General features: G+C 39.2%; 12 protein-coding genes. 9 read left to right on the top strand and 3 right to left on the bottom strand.

Going from position 1 to position 18,665, the window contains the following annotated elements:
• Nucleotides 1-12 precede the first annotated feature (12 nt).
• The 6 genes from ADIARSV_RS11445 to ADIARSV_RS11420 all read left to right on the top strand — a co-directional run bounded on the left by ADIARSV_RS11445 (nt 13) and on the right by ADIARSV_RS11420 (nt 9,919).
• On the top strand, nt 13-1,209 hold the full coding sequence (locus tag ADIARSV_RS11445; RefSeq protein ID WP_016195682.1) for an alginate lyase family protein: 1,197 nt from the start codon (nt 13-15) through the stop codon (nt 1,207-1,209).
• 67 nt (nt 1,210-1,276) lie between these two features.
• The gene (locus ADIARSV_RS11440; protein ID WP_016195681.1) at nt 1,277-3,517 is read left to right on the top strand and encodes a glycoside hydrolase family 3 N-terminal domain-containing protein; all 2,241 of its coding nucleotides are present in this window, start codon (nt 1,277-1,279) and stop codon (nt 3,515-3,517) included.
• Nucleotides 3,518-3,828: 311 nt separating this feature from the next.
• Nucleotides 3,829-6,582 (top strand): glycoside hydrolase family 2 TIM barrel-domain containing protein, encoded by a 2,754-nt coding sequence (locus tag ADIARSV_RS11435; RefSeq protein WP_160166659.1) that lies wholly within the window; start codon nt 3,829-3,831, stop codon nt 6,580-6,582.
• Nucleotides 6,583-6,592: 10 nt separating this feature from the next.
• Nucleotides 6,593-7,540: a glycoside hydrolase family 2 TIM barrel-domain containing protein gene (locus ADIARSV_RS11430; RefSeq protein WP_016195679.1), complete on the top strand. Its 948-nt coding sequence runs from the start codon at nt 6,593-6,595 to the stop codon at nt 7,538-7,540.
• Between the two features lie 11 nt (nt 7,541-7,551).
• Nucleotides 7,552-8,715 carry a glycoside hydrolase family 88 protein gene (locus tag ADIARSV_RS11425; RefSeq protein WP_016195678.1) on the top strand — a complete coding sequence of 388 codons (1,164 nt, stop codon included), beginning with the start codon at nt 7,552-7,554 and terminating at the stop codon, nt 8,713-8,715.
• A gap of 25 nt (nt 8,716-8,740) precedes the next feature.
• Nucleotides 8,741-9,919 carry an alginate lyase family protein gene (locus ADIARSV_RS11420; RefSeq protein WP_016195677.1) on the top strand — a complete coding sequence of 393 codons (1,179 nt, stop codon included), beginning with the start codon at nt 8,741-8,743 and terminating at the stop codon, nt 9,917-9,919.
• Nucleotides 9,920-9,925: 6 nt separating this feature from the next.
• Here ADIARSV_RS11420 and ADIARSV_RS11415 read toward each other — a convergent pair whose 3' ends face one another.
• Both ADIARSV_RS11415 and ADIARSV_RS11410 read right to left on the bottom strand, forming a co-directional pair.
• Nucleotides 9,926-10,237, bottom strand: a complete 312-nt coding sequence (locus ADIARSV_RS11415) for an ATP-binding cassette domain-containing protein (protein ID WP_016195676.1) — start codon at nt 10,235-10,237, stop codon at nt 9,926-9,928.
• A 225-nt stretch (nt 10,238-10,462) separates the two neighbouring features.
• Nucleotides 10,463-12,196, bottom strand: a complete 1,734-nt coding sequence (locus ADIARSV_RS11410) for a ubiquinone-dependent pyruvate dehydrogenase (protein ID WP_016195675.1) — start codon at nt 12,194-12,196, stop codon at nt 10,463-10,465.
• Nucleotides 12,197-12,708: 512 nt separating this feature from the next.
• On the opposite strand from ADIARSV_RS11410, the gene ADIARSV_RS11405 reads away from it, so the two are divergent.
• From ADIARSV_RS11405 to ADIARSV_RS21900, 3 genes are all read left to right on the top strand, one after another.
• Nucleotides 12,709-15,291 carry a BamA/TamA family outer membrane protein gene (locus tag ADIARSV_RS11405; RefSeq protein WP_152439852.1) on the top strand — a complete coding sequence of 861 codons (2,583 nt, stop codon included), beginning with the start codon at nt 12,709-12,711 and terminating at the stop codon, nt 15,289-15,291.
• Between the two features lie 539 nt (nt 15,292-15,830).
• Entirely contained in the window at nt 15,831-16,481 is a 651-nt protein-coding gene (locus tag ADIARSV_RS20650) for an alanine racemase (protein ID WP_016195673.1), read from the top strand.
• A 148-nt stretch (nt 16,482-16,629) separates the two neighbouring features.
• Nucleotides 16,630-16,950 carry a type III PLP-dependent enzyme domain-containing protein gene (locus ADIARSV_RS21900; protein WP_016195672.1) on the top strand — a complete coding sequence of 107 codons (321 nt, stop codon included), beginning with the start codon at nt 16,630-16,632 and terminating at the stop codon, nt 16,948-16,950.
• A gap of 969 nt (nt 16,951-17,919) precedes the next feature.
• Here ADIARSV_RS21900 and ADIARSV_RS11395 read toward each other — a convergent pair.
• A complete protein-coding gene (locus ADIARSV_RS11395; protein ID WP_016195671.1) occupies nt 17,920-18,303 on the bottom strand; it encodes a hypothetical protein in 384 nt (127 codons plus the stop codon).
• Nucleotides 18,304-18,665 lie beyond the last annotated feature (362 nt).

The raw sequence follows: 18,665 nt of genomic DNA, 5'->3' as shown, positions 1-18,665 counted from the left end.
AAGTAAATAACAATGAATATAAATTTTAAAAAGTTGCTTCTTTTATTTTCAGTAGTGCTCGTTTCCCTTTCGGGCATAAGGGTATTAGCACAAAATAAGTCTGATTTCTTATTGACAGATGAACGATTATTAGAAAAAACTAAATTGTTGAATTTACAGGGTAATACAGAGGCTATAAAAGAGGTGAAATCAATCATTAAACAAGCAGATGTTGTATTAACTGCAGGCCCTTTTTCTGTTACTTTCAATAAAACAAAGATGGCACCAACCAATGACAAACACGATTATGTGAGTCAGGCTCCTTATTGGTGGCCAGATCCGGATAAACCTGATGGTAAGCCTTATATCAGAAAGGATGGGAAAAGAAATCCGGAGATCTACTTACTGCATGACCGGAGCCAGATAGGGGATTTGAGTATGGTATTGAAAAAACTGGGATTGGCTTATTATTACACTGCAAATGAAAAGTATGCATCAAGGGCCAAATTACTCCTTGAAACCTGGTTTATAAATACGAACACGAAGATGAATCCTAATTTAAACTTCGGACAATATGTACCTGGTCTTAATGAAGGAAGAGGGATTGGTATAATTGAAACCCGCGGGTTAATTGTCATTCCGGATGCTCTTGCTTTATTTTCAGGAAGTAAAAGCATAAATGACAAAGTAATTGAAGGTGTTAAGGATTGGTATAAAGCATATACGAACTGGTTATTGAACAGTGAAAACGGTAAAAATGAGTACACTCAAAAGAATAACCATGGTACCAACTATGATTTGCAAGTGGCTGATTTTGCACTTTTTACCGGTAATATAGCTTTGGCGAAAAAAGTAATCAATGAATTTACAATTCCAAGAATAGAACAGCAGTTTACGTCTGAAGGTGCGCAACCTTTAGAATTGGTCAGGACAAATTCATGGGATTATGTAAATATGAACTTAGATGCCTGGTGTAAACTGGCCATACTATCAGATCACCTGAGTATTGATCTTTGGCACACACAAACTAAAGATGGTAAGGGTATTCGATCAGCAGTCAAATGGTTGATTCCTTTTGCTGCTGAACAGAAGAAATGGGAAACACAACAGATTGGTCCATTTGGATATGGAGATATGCACTTTATTATGAATAAGGCAAGTGTGAAGTATCCGGATCTTTCATTTGAATTTTATTTTAAAAAGTATCCCAAAGGAATAGAAATAGAATAATTAGGTGTAAATAGTAATAAGCTACTTATACTGATAAAACTGCACATTTGAACTTAATAAAAATTATATGCCACCTTTAAAACTGATATGGAGCTTGCTCTTTTTCTTGTGTTTTAACACTTTCCTTTACGCTCAAAAAAAGCCTGCTCTGACAAAGAATGAGGATAGGGTAGAAGCCCTGCTGGCAAAAATGACTCTTGAAGAAAAAGTAGGTCAATTGAATCAGTACACTGGAGAACGCTTAGCAACGGGTCCGGTTACTGTTAACAGTACCAAATATGCCGATATAAAAGAGGGGAAAGTGGGCTCCATGTTAAATGTACGGGGAGCTAAAGATACACGTGATGTACAGAAAATTGCAATGCAATCGCGTCTTAAAATTCCCTTGTTATTTAGTTTGGATGTGATACATGGTTATCGTGTTACCTTTCCAATTCCTCTTGCAGAAGCGTCGAGTTGGGATTTAAAAGCGATTGAACAATCTGCAAGGGTTGCAGCAACAGAAGCTGCCGCATCCGGGATTCACTGGACATTTGCTCCTATGGTTGATATATCCCGCGACCCACGCTGGGGAAGAGTCATGGAAGGCGCTGGCGAGGATACCTACCTGGGTTCTTTAATTGCCAGAGCCAGGGTAAGAGGCTTTCAAGGCAAAGGATTGGGCAATTTGGATGCCGTTATGGCCTGTGCTAAACATTTTGCAGCGTACGGTGCCGCTATAGCAGGTCGTGATTATAATACCGTTGATATGAGCGACAGACTTTTATGGGAAGTTTACCTGCCTCCCTTTAAAGCCGCAGCGGACGAAGGGGTTGCTACTTTCATGAATTCATTTAATGATTTAAATGGAATCCCGGCTACGGGAAATCGTTATTTACAACGTGATATTTTGAAAGGTAAATGGAATTATCCAGGCTTTGTAGTGAGCGACTGGGGCTCTATTCGCGAGATGATTCCACATGGATTTGCAAAAGATAATAAGGAAGCGGCTTTACTAGCTATTACAGCTGGAAGTGATATGGATATGGAAAGCCATAGTTATATAGAAAACCTGGTGCAATTAGTTAAAGAGCAAAAGGTTCCGCTGAATTTGGTAGATGATGCCGTAAGAAGAATTTTGCTTAAAAAGTTTGAGTTAGGCCTGTTTGAAGATCCCTACCGTTTCAGTAATGAAGCGAGAGAAAAGAAGATTTTAAATTCGGATGAAAATCGTAAAGCGGCCCTTGAAGTGGCAGAGAAAAGTATCGTATTACTGAAAAATCAAAATCAGTTATTACCTCTTTCTAAAGACCTTAAAACAATTGCTGTAATTGGGCCATTAGCAAAATCAAATAACGACATGAAGGGCTTTTGGTCCGTGACATGGGATAATGATAAGCTGGTTTCTCTGTATGAAGGTTTGCAAAATAAGGTTGGAAAAAATACGCAATTGCTTTATGCTGAAGGCTGTGGAATCTCCGACACGTCAAAAGCTGGTTTTGCAGCAGCAATAGAGGCAGCGAAAAAAGCGGATATAGTGGTTATGGCTGTGGGTGAAACTTTTGATATGAGTGGCGAAGGAAAAAGCAGGACGAGTATTGGGATCCCTGGAATTCAGGAAGATTTGATTAAGGCTGTAAAAGCTACCGGGAAACCTGTTGTCGTTTTAATTATGGCTGGGCGACCGCTTATCTTTAATTGGACTGCCGATCATGCTGATGCTATCTTGTATACCTGGTGGTTGGGTAGTGAGGCTGGGAACGCCATGTCTAGTGTTTTATATGGTGATTATAATCCTGCAGGAAAGCTTCCTATATCCTTTCCAAGGTCTGTAGGGCAGATTCCTATCTATTATAGTGCTAAAAATACGGGTAGGCCTTCGCTCAATGAACATGATATTGCGTATCGTTCTACTTATATTGATATGCCCAATTCCCCTCGATATGCCTTTGGTTATGGATTGAGTTATACCTCTTTTTCTTTGTCTGATCTAGTGTTAAACAAATCGAAAATTGGCGATGGGGAAAACTTAACAGTTAGTTGTACACTCAAGAATACTGGAAATTATGCTGGCGAAGAGGTCGTGCAACTTTATATTCAAGATATTTTTGCTAGTGTAACCCGTCCCGTTAAAGAGCTTAAGGATTTTCAGAAGGTAATGCTGAAGCCTGGTGAAAGTAAAACACTCTCCTTCATCGTGGACAAAGAAAAGCTTTCGTTCTATAACCAACAAATGAAATGGGGAACTGAACCTGGAGCGTTTAAAATTATGATTGGTGACTCATCAGACCATATCATCTTAAAGGGTGATTTTGAACTGGTGTATTGATTTATACATATAGCTGGAATATCATGCTTCATAATCTATATGTGTATATTTGTGATGTTAGAATGGTATATAGAAACAGCTCATTTGTAGCTATATAGGGTGTTATTGCAGATGATACTTGTCCTTCTTAAAAACTCCTCTAAATTAAGTAACCCATTAGGAGCGTCAAACCAATATTACCTCTGATCAGCTCAAACTACTAATACAAATCATATTGAGGCATAATATCAAGCCTCTTTATTTTAATTTTTATGAAAATATATTGTAAGCAAATCGGGCCACAAAGTATTCTTTGTTTTTTTATCCTACTGATGAGTGCAACATTATCGGCACAAGAAGGTCGATTAGTGACAAGCTTCAATGGAGAATGGCTTTTTGCAAAAGACAGTATAGGGCTTAAAAAAAGTATTTGGACTAAAGTAAATATCCCGCATAGCTGGAATAAAGAGGATGTAACAGATGATACACCCGGTTACTACAGAGGTGTAGGCTGGTATAAAAAAAACATAACCATACACCCGGGCTTAAAAGGTAAAAAAATATTCCTTTATTTTGAGGGAGCTAATCAGGAAACTGAAGTGTATGTGAACGGGAAAAAAGCCGGACGTCATGTTGGTGGTTATACTCGTTTTTGTCTGCAGATAGATCCCTTCCTTAATTTTCAAGATGGGACAAAAAATGAAGTTTTAGTTAAAGTAGATAATAAGTTCAATGAGGACATTCCTCCTTTATCTGCTGACTTTACCTTTTTTGGTGGGATCTACCGTGATGTTTATGTAGTCACTGCAAATCCCGTGCATTTTAGTTTCAATCGTGCGGCTAATGGTGTTTTCCTGAGCACTCCTGTTGTATCTGCAAAAACGGCATCTGTTCATATCAGGAGTCAGCTGATTAACCAGTCCTCATCATGGAGAAAGTTGATTATTACCAATTTAATTAAAGATCATAAGGGAGCAGTTATAGCGAAAAAGAGTATTCAGGTTCGTTTAAAAGCAGGAGCAGAAGAGGAATACAATCAGCAGATTGATGCAATCGTTAATCCACAATTATGGAGTCCCGAAAACCCTTACCTGTATACGGTTATCACCCAGATAGTAGATGCCAAAACAAAAAGGGTACTAGATTTAGTAAGCAATCCTTTAGGATTTCGCTGGTTTAAATTTGATGCGGCAAGTGGTTTTTATCTAAACGGAAAGCCGTACAAGTTAATAGGAGCGAGCCGTCACCAGGATTTTAAAGCCATGGCCAATGCATTACCCAATGCCTATCATGTCAATGATATTAAATTATTGAAAAAGATGGGGGCAAACTTTCTTCGTGTTGCCCATTATCCACAGGATCCTGCGGTACTGGAAAGCTGCGACAGACTAGGCATTCTGACTTCAGTTGAAATTCCAATTGTAAACGCGATTACCGAATCAGAAGCCTTTTATCAGCATTGTAAAGACATGCAGGTTGAAATGATTCGTCAGAATTATAATCATCCAAGCGTGATTTTATGGGCTTATATGAATGAAGTCTTATTGAGACTAAAATTTACAGATGATAAACCACGGCAACAGATCTACTTTGATCATATTACCCGGCTTGCCGAACAGCTTGATTCCTTAACCCGTAAAGAGGATCCATCACGGTATACAATGATCTCCAATCACGGCGATTTTAAGCGGTACAAACAAACACGTTTAATAGAAATACCAATGGTTGTGGGCTGGAATTTATATCAGGGTTGGTACTCTGGAAATATAAAGGGATTCGCTGATTTCCTTGACCAACATCATAAAGAATTTCCTGAAAAGCCGGTCATGGTTACTGAGTATGGTGCAGATGCAGACCCTCGAATCCATTCTTTAACTCCGGAACGCTTTGATAAGAGTATGGAGTATTCGCTTGATTTTCATGAATACTATCTTAAAACTATACAGGAACGCCCTTTTGTTGCTGCTGGTATGATATGGAACCTGTCTGACTTTAATTCTGAAAGTCGCGAAGAAACAATGCCTCATATTAATAACAAAGGACTGCTGACTCTAGACAGACAACCTAAAGATCTGTATCGATTTTACCAGTCTCGTTTACTTAAAACACCCTATGTTAAAATATCAAACTGGTTATTAAGAGGAGGTTTAGCAGATAGTACAGTATCACGAACTAACACACAAGCATTAAAAGGTATCAGTGATGATACTGAAATAAGTCAGTTAAGTAATACTCAGACTAGTAAAAAACCTTCGAGAGTTACCCATAATTCTGCTGCTTTAAGTCAGGATCTTAATTCCCATACCAGTACCCAGCCTTTGGAAGTATTTTCTAATGCTGATGATGTAAGTCTGTTCTTGAATGGCGAGTTTCTAAAAGGTGCTAAGACCCCGTCAAACCGCTTTATCTGGCAGGTACCATTTAAGAATGGATTGAATACCGTTGAAGCGCTCATAAAAGTAGGTGGAAAAGAATACAGAGATGTGGCCACAATCAATTTTACTTGCATACCCCGCGTATTTGCCAAAGGTCCGGTGTTTGATCAGCTTCATGTGCTATTGGGTGCTAAGCGGATTTATATAGATGAGGACGAAAAAGCGGTATGGCTTCCAGACCAGGTGTACCAACCTGGTGGCTGGGGACATATAGGGGGAGAGATCTTCAAAATGAAAGGTAATGCGCGTCAAAGTTATGGAACGGATAGAAATATCATTGGAACGGACAGAGATCCCATCTATCAGACACAGAATATAGGCATTAAAAAGTACAAATTAGACGTTCCTGATGGTGACTACAATCTGGTGTTACATTTTGCTGAATTGATAAGTGCTGATGTAAAAGAAGCATTGGCTTACAATCTGGATAACTCATCACAATCCGAAAAAGTAGAGGAACGGATCTTTGATGTGTTCATTAATGATGTTCCTGTTTTGCAGCGTTTTAGTCCAAAGGAAAAGTATGGTGCCCTTACTGCCGGTTCAGAGGAATTTAAATTGACGATAACAAATGGCAAGGGAATTGAAATTACATTTAAAGTAATAAAAGGGCAACCTGTTTTAAATGCTTTACAACTTATTAAAAACTAATTATTTTCAGGTGAGGAGACAAATATTGATTTTACTGCTGGTATTTTGTTCTGTATCACTTGGTTTTGGAAAGCAGAGTAAGCGTTTGATTACCGGATGGGAGTTCGTTAGACAAGATTTAGGAGGGATCTGGGAAGCTGTACGACCTGTTACCGCAGGTAATCCTGAAAATGTTCCCCTTTGGACTAAGGTAAATCTGCCGCATTGTTTTAACGAACAGGATGCTTTTGATCCGGATGTGAACTATCATCAGGGACCTGGATGGTATCGTACCAATCTCGTCCTGAATAACCCTTACAAAGGCGGTCGCACATTGTTGCACTTTGAAGGTGCAGGACAAAAGGCAGAGGTTTATATTTATAATACAAAAGTTGGCACACATAAAGGGGGATATGATGAGTGGACGGTTGATGTAACGGAAGCGGTAGAAGCCTTTAAAAAGTCAGACGTGTTTGAAAAGCAATTTAAAAACGCCATTCCGTTTATCCGTCTGGCCCATTATCAGCAGTCGCCCATCGTATTGAATTTTTGCGATAGTCTAGGCATCATGGTCTGGGAGGAAATTCCCTGGTGTAGGGGTGGTTTAGGTGGCGAAATCTATAAGGAACAAGCCCGTCGCATGTTAACCAATACGATAGAGCAGCATTACAATCATCCTGCCGTAATCATCTGGGGTTTGGATAATGAAAATGACTGGCTAGGTGATTTTCCTGAGTTTGATCAACAGAAGATCCGAACTTTCATGAAGGAGCTGAATGACCTGTCGCACCAACTTGATGCCTCCCGTAAAATGGCCAATTCCAATGGTATGCTTATCGACAATCAAGGCAGATCTACAGGATCACGATTGTTACAATTATATAATGGCAGAGCCCTTATTCAGGTGAAGCTACATGAAGGCAGTAGTACAATTGCTGCTGCGATAAAGGATTTAAAAACCGTATTTTTAGACTTATAAACCCATTAATTATGAAATATCCATTATGCCTGCTCTTGTTGCTTTTTGTTAATACTATTTATGCGCAGAAAGTAAACGTTAAAAAGGAGTTCGTTTTTGCGCAAAAGCAAACGGACTATATGCTGCAAGAGATTAAAAAAGCGGACGTGAAACCTGATCAGGTTTCCCCACGAACATTTGAAAACGGTAAACTAAAAATAGTCAACTCAAGAGATTGGACAAGTGGATTCTTTCCAGGCGAGCTCTGGTATCTGTTTGAATATACAGGCGACAAGAAATGGCTGGAACAAGCAAAAGAATTTACTGTAAAATTAGATAAGGAGCAGTTTAACATCACAACCCACGATTTAGGTTTCATGATGTATTGCAGTTATGGAAACGGCTACCGTTTAACTCATGATGAAACATATAAAAATGTTATCATTCAGTCCGCTAAATCACTATCCACCCGTTTCAACCCCAAAGTAGGATTGATCCGTTCATGGGACCATCATAACGATCAGTGGAAATATCCTGTCATCATTGATAACATGATGAACCTGGAGCTTTTGTTTGAAGCCACCAAACTTACCGGTGACTCTTCTTTTTATAAAATAGCGGTTTCTCATGCGAACACTACGCTTAAAAATCATTTCAGAGCTGATTACAGTTCTTATCATGTCGTTGATTATGATCCAGAAACAGGTGAAGTACGTAAAAAGATGACCCATCAAGGTTATGCAGATGAATCAGCATGGGCTAGGGGACAAGCATGGGCACTGTACGGATTTACATTATGTTATCGGGAAACTGGAGACACGCTCTACTTGAATCAAGCCCAAAATATTGCAAACTTCATTTTGAACAATCCAAATTTGCCTAAAGACCTTGTGCCATATTGGGATTATAACGACCCTACAATACCCAATACCTCTCGGGATGCATCAGCAGCAGCTATTACAGCCTCAGCTCTGTATGAATTAGCTGGATATGCTAAGTTGCCGCTCTACAAAAAGAAAGCGGATATTATTTTAAGCAGCTTAGGTAAATCATACCATGCACCAATTAATGGAAAAGGTGGTTTTATTCTGGATCATAGTACAGGACACCGTCCCGCGAAAAGTGAAATAGATGTACCCATTAATTATGCAGATTATTATTACCTGGAAGCACTTTTAAGAAGTAAGAAAAAATAACTATTCAGTCCTTTCGTAAAAATTCATGAGACAATTGTTCATTTTTAGTTCCTTTCTTTTTATGCTCTTAGGCGTTGGAACATATTCTCACGCAGGTGATGATAAACAACAAGTTACCAAAGTATTGCGCAAGCAAATTATGGAGGAGGCACTTTGGGCACTTCAGCAACAGCCTGTAACGGTAACAGCAGAATCATCAATGAGGAGTGCAGGAGGTAAACATGACTTCTACTCAGAAGGCGATTATTGGTGGCCCGATTCTTTAAATCCATCAGGCCCTTATATTCAAAAGGACGGCCTAACCAATCCTGCTAATTTTGTTGCTCATAGGCAAGCGATGATCCGCTTTAGTAAAATTATTGGAGCATTGGCTTCCGCATACAAAATTACCGATGATCCAAAATATGTCAGCCATGCCCTCAAACATTTGAAGGCATGGTTTATAAATGATGAAACGTTAATGAATCCCAATCTTTTGTACGCTCAGGCCATTATGGGACGATTTTCTGGACGAGGAATAGGTATTATTGATACCATTCAGTTGATGGAGGTAGCACAAGGTATCCTCGTTATGCAATCATCCGGTAAAATCGGTACTGCTGATTTAAAAGGATTGAAAAACTGGTTTTCACAGTATCTCACTTGGCTAACCAGCCATCAGTATGGTAAAGATGAAATGAATGCAGAGAATAATCATGGAACCTGTTGGGTCATGCAGGTTGCTTCATTTGCCAAACTTACCGGAAATAAAGAGCTTTTGGAATTCTGTAGCAATCGATATAAAACGATATTATTACCACTTCAAATGGCAAAGGATGGGAGCTTTCCACGCGAATTGAAACGAACTAAACCCTATGGTTATGCCTTGTTTAATCTGGATGCTATGGTCACTCTCTGTCAGATTCTGTCCAATAAAACAGATAATCTGTGGACTTACCAAACCGCTGATAGCCTTTCAATCCGTAATGGGATAGCATTCATGTATCCATTTATACAAAACAAGAAGAGCTGGCCTTTCGCAAAAGACGTCATGTATTGGGAAAACTGGCCTGTAGCGCAACCTTCCCTGGTTTTTGGGGCAATAGCTTACAAACAAGATAACTGGTTCAATACCTGGGAAAAATTGGAACATCATCCACAATTAGAAGAAGTAATCCGTAATCTTCCCATAAGGCATCCACTTATCTGGTTAGCTAAAAAATAGGTGATTTTACTTACAGTCAAACACCGTTCTTGAAGACAACAAATTGAAGTGTTGGAAAATCATGCCGATATTCCTTATGACCTGAGTAAGCTGGGCAGGCAGGAGATTTGTTAAGTTTTCTCCATCCTCGATCACTTCACCAGAAGTAGGCTGCTCCGATAAATTGACACAGCAAATCAGCGCACTTTTTCCAGCGCCCGAAGCACCTATGATGCCAAAGATTTTCCCTTCAGGCACATGCAGCGAGATATCGGATAAAGCCCTGACCCCATTATTTTTCTTATAGAAAATTTTAGTAATATTTTTTAAATCAATCAATTGACGTGGAGGAGATTATAACACCAACGTTCATGATGATGATTGGTTGGGGACATAAATTTTGTCATATATTCAAATAGGAGAATAGAAATATATGCTTTTTATTCGAAAATTTGCCCAATTGTCGATACCTGTTACAAAAATTTTTCCGCTTTAAGCCCATAGCTGACTAGCAGATTTCCTCTTGCAAATTCATTATCACAAATATTGAAAACAGCTAAATTGCTATATCACTTCCGCAATATGTTTAAAGTTCGACTTAATAATCGCAATTACCTCATCCACCTTTCCGTTAAACATCATTTTCGTCATAGAAGTAGCAAAACCTTTCATCTGTGTGAAATCAGTTTTAGGAGGCATTGCTAAGGCATTCGGATCCGTCAGTATATTCACTAAAGCAGGACCATCAGTAGCTAAAGCCTTGCCAATTGCCTCGCGTACCTCTCCAGGTTCATGTGCCGAAAACCCTTTAATCCCAATCGCTTCCGCTACAGCAGCAAAGTCGGTATTAGCCATATCCGTTTGCCAGTCTGGTAAGCCTGCCACTTCCATCTCCAGTTTCACCATCCCCAGAGAACGGTTGTTGAACACAATCAGTTTAACCGGAAGCTTATATTGTACAATAGTAGCCAGATCTCCCAATAACATAGATAAACCACCATCACCACAAAGCGCAATAACCTGTCGCCCCGGACAAGCTAAAGCAGCCCCGATAGCCTGTGGCATGGCATTAGCCATTGAGCCATGATTCCATGAACCCAACATCTCCCGCTTTCCTGTAGCATACAGGTAACGTGCACCCCAAACGCATGACATGCCGGTATCAACAGTAAATATCGTGTCCTCATCCGCAAGCTCATTGATCACCGCAGAAACAAATTCCGGGTGGATCAACTCTTTTTCTCCCGGACTATCCACATATACCCGGATTGCTTTCTTCACTTTCTCATGGAACTCAAGTTGCTCATTTAAAAAATCAGCATCCTGTTTAACCTCCAAAAGCGGCAACAAATCTTTAAGTGTATCTTCAATTTTACCACCTAGCCCTAATGTAACCTTTGCCCTTCGACCGATCACTTCAGGTTTTATATCCACCTGAACAATTTTACAATGTTTAGGAATAAAATTCGCATAAGGGAAATCAGTGCCCAAAAGAAGGAGCAGATCACATTCATGCATTGCATGATAGGCAGATGGAAGGCCAAGCAAACCGGTCATTCCCACTTCAAAGGGATTGTGATGTTGGATATGCATCTTTCCGCGGAAAGAATAACCTATGGGTGCCTTAATCTTTTCGGCAAGCGCTACCACTTCGTCATGCGCATCTTTACAGCCTATGCCGCAGAAGATAGCAATCTTTTTATGCGTACGGATGAGCTCTGCAAATTTTTGCAAATCTGAATCTGAAGGTTTCATCACCATCACGGAAGGGAAGGAACCCATCGATGCGGGACTTTCCACTGCATCCATTGCCGTTACATCGCCTGGTAGACCTATAACAGCTACTCCCTTTTTCTGAACGGCATGTTGCAAAGCTTGTTGCAGCATGCGCGGTAATTGCACAGGTGTAGTAGCCAGCTCATTATAACAACTGCAATCATCAAAAAGCTTGGTGGTATTGGTTTCCTGAAAAAAGTTAGTGCCAAATTCACCCGTGGGAATGGTGGAGGCAATAGCCAAAACAGAAGCACCGGACCGGTGTGCATCATAAAGCCCATTGATCAGGTGAACGTGTCCCGGACCCGAGCTCCCCGCACAACAGGCTAGTCCATTCAACTGCGCTTCAGCCCCTGCCGCAAAAGCACCCACTTCTTCATTCCGGACATGGATCCAGTCCACTTTTCCATTTCTTCTCACCGCGTCGTTTATCTCATTTAAACTATCCCCGGTCACTGCATATATTCTTTTAATGCCAGCCTCTACCAGCATTTCTACTACTTGTTCCGCAACATTTGCCATTTTTTCAATTTAATAAGGTGGATGAACGATTTCCGTATTTATGTTCAGGAGGGTAACCTAAGAATAAGGGAAAAAGTTTGTTCTTTTATTCATATTTTGAAGGCTTGAATAACAGGCTAAAATGTGATGAGTGCGTCTGGATTATTCGTAGTAAAGCGTGCTTTTTTTGTGGTAATCATCAAGTGAACTATTTCGCACCTTCTACCCACCTCCTCCGCACCTTCTCCGCACCTTGTTCGCTCGGAATGAAAGCAAGCTGCGGTTCAGGTCAGTCGGAAGTCCTGCTTATTTAATAATCTGGGTAGTTTTAAGAGGGTGTTAATCTGCCAGGAAATTGTCGAAAATTATCCTGCATCTTAGTTAAATGAATAGCTTCGATGTAATAATATTTGTTATGTTTGATTTGATGATTTTTCACTATTTGAATAAGGTGGAATACCTGGAATGAAATTATCATCTATCAGACAAGCCCTCCGTAAAAAGGGTTAAAGATTAATAAAATAGAGATGAATATGGGAAGGTTAAAGTCTGGTTTGCGGTTTTCAATCCTTTTCAGTCTGACGGTACTGAGCACTTTTGCTTTTTCCCAACCAGCATCCGGTCCGGATAGTATTTATCGTCCTATCGCAGCAGAGTACGCAAAAGTAAGTTCTTCCCATGAGTTCTGGCTGGGAAGTAATTACCGGAAACTTTGGGCTACCCCTGTAAAGATCAAGGTCCTGTCTTTAGCGAAAGAGCATAACGGATTAACGATCATTAAATTGGGAGGAGGGATGCAGACCAAGTCCCTGCGCTTAAAAGATGCCACCGGAAAGGAATGGGTACTCCGTACGATTCAGAAGTTTCCCGAACGTAATATGCCTGTTAACCTGCGGAAAACAGTGGCGCAGAGTATCCTTCATGATCAAATTTCAGCCATTAACCCCTTTGGAGCGCTTGCCGTTCCACCTTTAACAGCGGCTTTAGGAATTCCGCATACCAATCCTCAGATCGTATACGTTGAGGACGACCCTTTGCTTGGTCCTTATCGGGAGGATTTTAAAAATTCGGTATATATATTCGAGGAACGGGCACCTGTGGATGAGGATAAAACGGATAATACGGCTAAAGTGCAGAGAAAGGTGCAGGAAGATAATGATACGGAGGTGGATCAGAAACTAGTGTTAAGGGCACGATTGCTGGATATGATTCTGGGAGATTGGGACCGGCACGAAGATCAATGGCGTTGGGAGAAAATCAAGGATAAAAAGGATACTAAATATGTACCGGTACCAAGGGACAGAGATCAGGTATTTTATAAAACATCAGGCGTGTTGCCCTGGATCATTTCGCACCAGTGGCTGAAATCAAGATGGCAGGGTTATTCGGAAACCCTTCGGGATGTGAAAGGCTGGAACTTTAATGCACGATATTTCGACCGGTATTTTCTAAATGGATTAAGTCGGAAGGACTGGACTGAGCAAGTTCAATTTGTGCAGAAGACCCTCAGCGATAGCTTGATTCGACAGGCAATTCATCGTTGGCCAGATCCTGTATTTGCATTAGCTGGTGAAGAGGTCATCCGCAATTTAAAGGCAAGAAGAGATGAACTTCCACAGACCGCCTCGACGTATTATAAGTTTATATCCGAAACGGTAGAAGTGCCTGCTTCCGATAAAAACGAGTCTTTTAACTTGAAATATCGGGATAATGGAGATGTGGAACTTCGCGTTTATAATATTAAGAAGGATGGCAAAGAGGGAAGGTCGATTTATCACCGGACGTTTGAAAGGGATGTTACTAAGGAAATCAGACTTTATGGGTTTAAAGGTAATAATAGGTTTAATGTAATAGGTTCTGGAAAATCGCCTATCGTGGTTCGAATGGTAGGAGGTTCTGATGCGGATAATTTTTCTATTAGTCCGCAAACTGAAAATAAAAGCAAGTTATTTGTATATGATGGTATTCAAGGACCGGATTCTCTGCCATCGCGTTCGCTTGCACGACTTAAACTTTCTGCCGATACTGCAGTGCATAGTTACGATAAAACCAGTTTTAAGTACGATAGGAAAGGGCCTTTATTTGCAGCCAGTTACGATCTCGATCAGGGGCTTTTGCTGAGAGCTGGGATCTTAGTGGAGAAGCAGGGTTTCAGGAAAGACCCTTTTGCTTATAAACATGAGCTTTGGGCGAACTATTCTACTGGTAGGTCATCCTTTAAGTTCAACTATTCGGGAGAATACACTAAACTGATTGGTGAGAATGACCTGAAGATTGATGTTAATTCTTTGGGACCTAATAATTTGAGTAACTTTTTTGGCAGGGGAAATGAATCAGTATTTGTGAATAGCGAAGAGCAAGAGATTGGTTATTACCGGAATCGGTATGATTATGTGAGTGCCGAGGTTAAGCTTAACAGGAATATTAGTCCGGTGTTAAAAATAGACGCAGGTATAGCTTCAGAATATTATACGAGTTCAGCTTCTAATAATGAGGAACGGTTTTTCCGATCCTATGCTATAGATCATCCTTCAGAGGGGATCTATGGAAACCGGTTTTATGCGGGTGTAGTTTCGGATATTCATGTGAATACGCGAAAGAATGCCGTTTTAGCTTATGATGGTATTGTTTGGAATACGCGGATAGCGCTGATGAAGGAAATAGGAAATGGTCACGCTGAATATGCTAAACTGCAGAGTGATTTTACTTTTTATTTCAATATGGCTGATTCGAATTTGGTGATTGCCAACCGGATTGGTGGAGGAACAACATTAGGGAGTCCGCAGTTTTATCAGGCGATGCAGTTGGGTGGACAGCAGAATTTGCGAGGATTTCATACCAATAGGTTCAATGGAAGAAGTATGTTGTTCCATAATATAGAGTTGAGGCTTAAACTGTTTGATTTTACTTCGTATTTATTTCCGGGAACATTTGGGCTGACTGCTTTTAATGATATTGGAAGGGTATGGCAACCAGGTGAGTCATCAGATAAATGGCATGAAGGTTATGGAGGTGGGATTTATTTGGTGCCGGCGGAATTAATTATTATTCAGGGGGCTGTTGGGTTTTCGAAAGAGGGGACGATGCCTTATATTTCTCTTGGGTTTAGGTTTTAATGGAGGGGGCTATTTTTATATGTTTTATAAAGAGAAGGAGATAACCTATTAGCATACAATAGTATTGTTTCAAAAGGGGAAGCCAAAAGCTTGGACATGCCGAGATAGAAATCGGCGATTCAAAAATTATGATAGCCGAAGAGAATTCGCAATGGAACACCAAAAGCCCGCAAACTTATATATTTAAAAAAGGAAACTAGGATAACTGTAGGATAAATTTATTCAAATGAGCTATTAGATTGTGAATTAGTATATAGAAATGAATTCAATTATTACAGATGAATTTTCAATTGTTTTTCAATTTTAAGATATAAAGTACTAAACGAATAATTTAAACCTTCTTTTAAACGATAATAATAATTCGATGAAATAAGTACCTTTAACAGGTTTTTATCAAATTATAATGGCTAGAACAATTGCTTACCTCCGGGTATCTACCTTGGATCAGAACTTTGACAAATATATCCAAAGTTTTATGATGAAGGCAGAGGTATGAGCCGTGACGGATTTGTTCATTTTCTTTAATTTACCCCTATATTATGAAAACCAATCAAAATGATAACTTTAAAATAGTAAACGCTGAAAATATAATATCTCCTCAGCTGGTTGTATTCGCAGATATTGTGAAGAGGAATGTACAGCATCTGATTGACCTATTTGAGCACTCAGGCCAATTACGGCCACACGTTAAAACGAATAAATGCCCTCAGGTTGTGCAAATAATGATGGATGCTGGTATTCATAAATTCAAATGCGCAACTATTTCTGAAGCCGAAATGTTGGCTTTGATCGATGCACCAGATGTGCTGCTTGCTTATCAGCCCGTAGGCCCGAATATAGCACGATTCGTTAATCTTGTGAGTGAATATCCGAAAACATTGTTTTCCTGTCTGATCGATAACATTAAAACTGCGGATCAGATTGATCTTGCGGCGCAAAATCAAGGCGCAAAAATCAATATTTTCATTGATCTTAATGTCGGAATGAATCGCACAGGACTTTCGGATAAACATCAAATCTTTTCATTATTTAAGCATTGCGAAACACTAAACAGCATTACCGTTGCTGGGCTTCATGCGTACGACGGCCATCTTGTAGATGAGAACGAGCCATTACGCCTTGAAAAAGCCAGCAAGTGTTTTGCTTACGTGAAAAAGTCTGACCGCAGAGCTCGCAGCAGCAGGTTTTAAAAATCTTCTTATTGTTGCAGGTAGCACGCCTACGCTGAAATACTATGCAGCTCAGTCTGAAGTTGAATGTTGTCCCGGTACATTTATCTATTGGGACGAACATTACCAGCGGTCTTTTCCGGAGCTACCTTTTGAAAGTGCTGCTATTTTGTTTGCAAGAGTCATTTCGAAACCATCTCCTGATACCGTATGTCTGGATTGCGGCTATAAGGCTTTAGCCTCTGAAGGTGCGTTAACAGAAAGAGTCGATTTTTTGGGTCAGCCCGAATATGAGATCATCTCTGAAAGTGAAGAACACTTACTTCTATCGATGAAAGGAAATACATTGATTCCAGGTGATCATATCATTGGAGTTCCTTATCATATAGGGAGAACTAATCATCTTTATGATCAATGCGCAGTCGTTTCAGACGGAAAGTTTACGGGATACTGGAGCATTTTAGCAAGAAGCCGGAGATTTAATGTTTAAGTCAATAACACTTAAGTGCAGAAATTGTCCTCCATGTTTTAATTAAGACAGATAACTTTGACCCATGTTTAATATGAGAATTCTACCGTTAAAGGCTTTCGGAAAAATTGTTTAAATCCTTCTTTGTTTTAAGAACAATGCTTTAACCATCTTTAATCTCTTGCTGTGACTCTTTTATTCTTACAATCATTTCCGACGTAAAGTATAAATCATCTGCTGATACAGGAGTGAGTACGTATGCTTGTTTGCTTCCTCTCTATATCACAATCTTTTGCCCACTATCAGCCATATCAAAAAAATCTTTTTGACGTTCTCTAAATTGTCTACTAGTTGTTTCTACTATTCCTTTCATTGTGTACAATATTTGGTACACAAATACACTAACATTTAGTACCATTTAGTCAAGCATTTAATAACTATCTTTATTGATAACCTTTTTCTGCTATTCACCAAAGGACACTTTGTTATTTGTATTATCACTATTTCACCGTTTCTTGATCCAATATAAAGCACCTGTAATTGACCTTTTTCTCCGCCAAGTTTAATCAAGCTCGACCTGCTTCAACACTACCTTTTCATTATTATATTCTAAGGTTCCCCTCCATTTGCCTTTAACTACGGTTGACTCACCAGTAATGTCATTCTACTTATTTTAGAACACATTCTGGTAAATAACCCATTTAAGGATTTGGCATAATTTTTCTTGATAAATAAGTGATCACAAAGTTGAGAAAACAAAGTTTCGATCCGTTTTCTTGTGTATCTGTATGCTGGATTCCAAAGGGATATTCGCTTCTTCATACTATTTATTAATGGCGTAATAAGCTTAATTTTATCCTTCTCGAATAATGATGTCCGGTAAAGAAGGGATAGATATCATTTATCAGTAATTAACTCACAGCCAGATAATTGCATCTTTTCAGTGGACTAACTATTAACTTATTGATTATATACTGATAGTCAGCGCAATTATTTAAGTGCTTTTAATATACTACTTAACTGTTCTGGTTTTAAGCTACGGCCATGTGTAATTTCAATGACAATTCCTTCCTTCGTCGTTACAGTTATATTAGTTGTGTAGTTGTCAACATATTTTTGTAAACAATTTAACAATTCCAAAATAGAGCCTTCTAAAACATTTATTGTCGCAGCTATCGAATTCATATTAATACCTATACCCATTTGTCCTGTCTTAACAGTGGGTTGTAACATTTCAGCATAAACAACGCCCTCTATTTTCTGCTTGTTTATATATCTTTGAAGTTCAATTAATCTACCGGGACTTTCATCAGACAAGGCAATCTGGAGCTTCAAATATTCGTTAGTATTTTCTTTTATTTGATTATTAGCCATTATCGAATGTAATCATAATCCACTATATAGCAATGTTTTATTTAATTTAAAAGACTGATAAACTGTAGTATATACGACCAGTGCTTGTGAGTCAACTCTTTTAAATCACCTATTTTACGCTTTTTTAGTAACACCGAAAATAGGTTATTTTGCGATTATTCTTTTGCTCAAGCTGAAAAGATTCCAATTTGTAAATCGTTAAAAAAAATTAGAGAACCGCTATTCATCCGCTTGATGGGTATATTACTATATCAATCTAAAACTACTCACATTGTAAAGTTTTGCTTTATTGCATTGAACAGAATTCTTATTATTGCACAACTTTATTTGGTTGCTGAAACAATATTTTGTTGATACTATTT

Source organism: Arcticibacter svalbardensis MN12-7 (assembly GCF_000403135.1).
In the GTDB taxonomy this organism is placed as follows: Bacteria; Bacteroidota; Bacteroidia; order Sphingobacteriales; family Sphingobacteriaceae; genus Arcticibacter; species Arcticibacter svalbardensis.
Note: the sequence above shows the minus strand (reverse complement) of the source record. Positions and strands in the feature narration are given on the sequence as shown.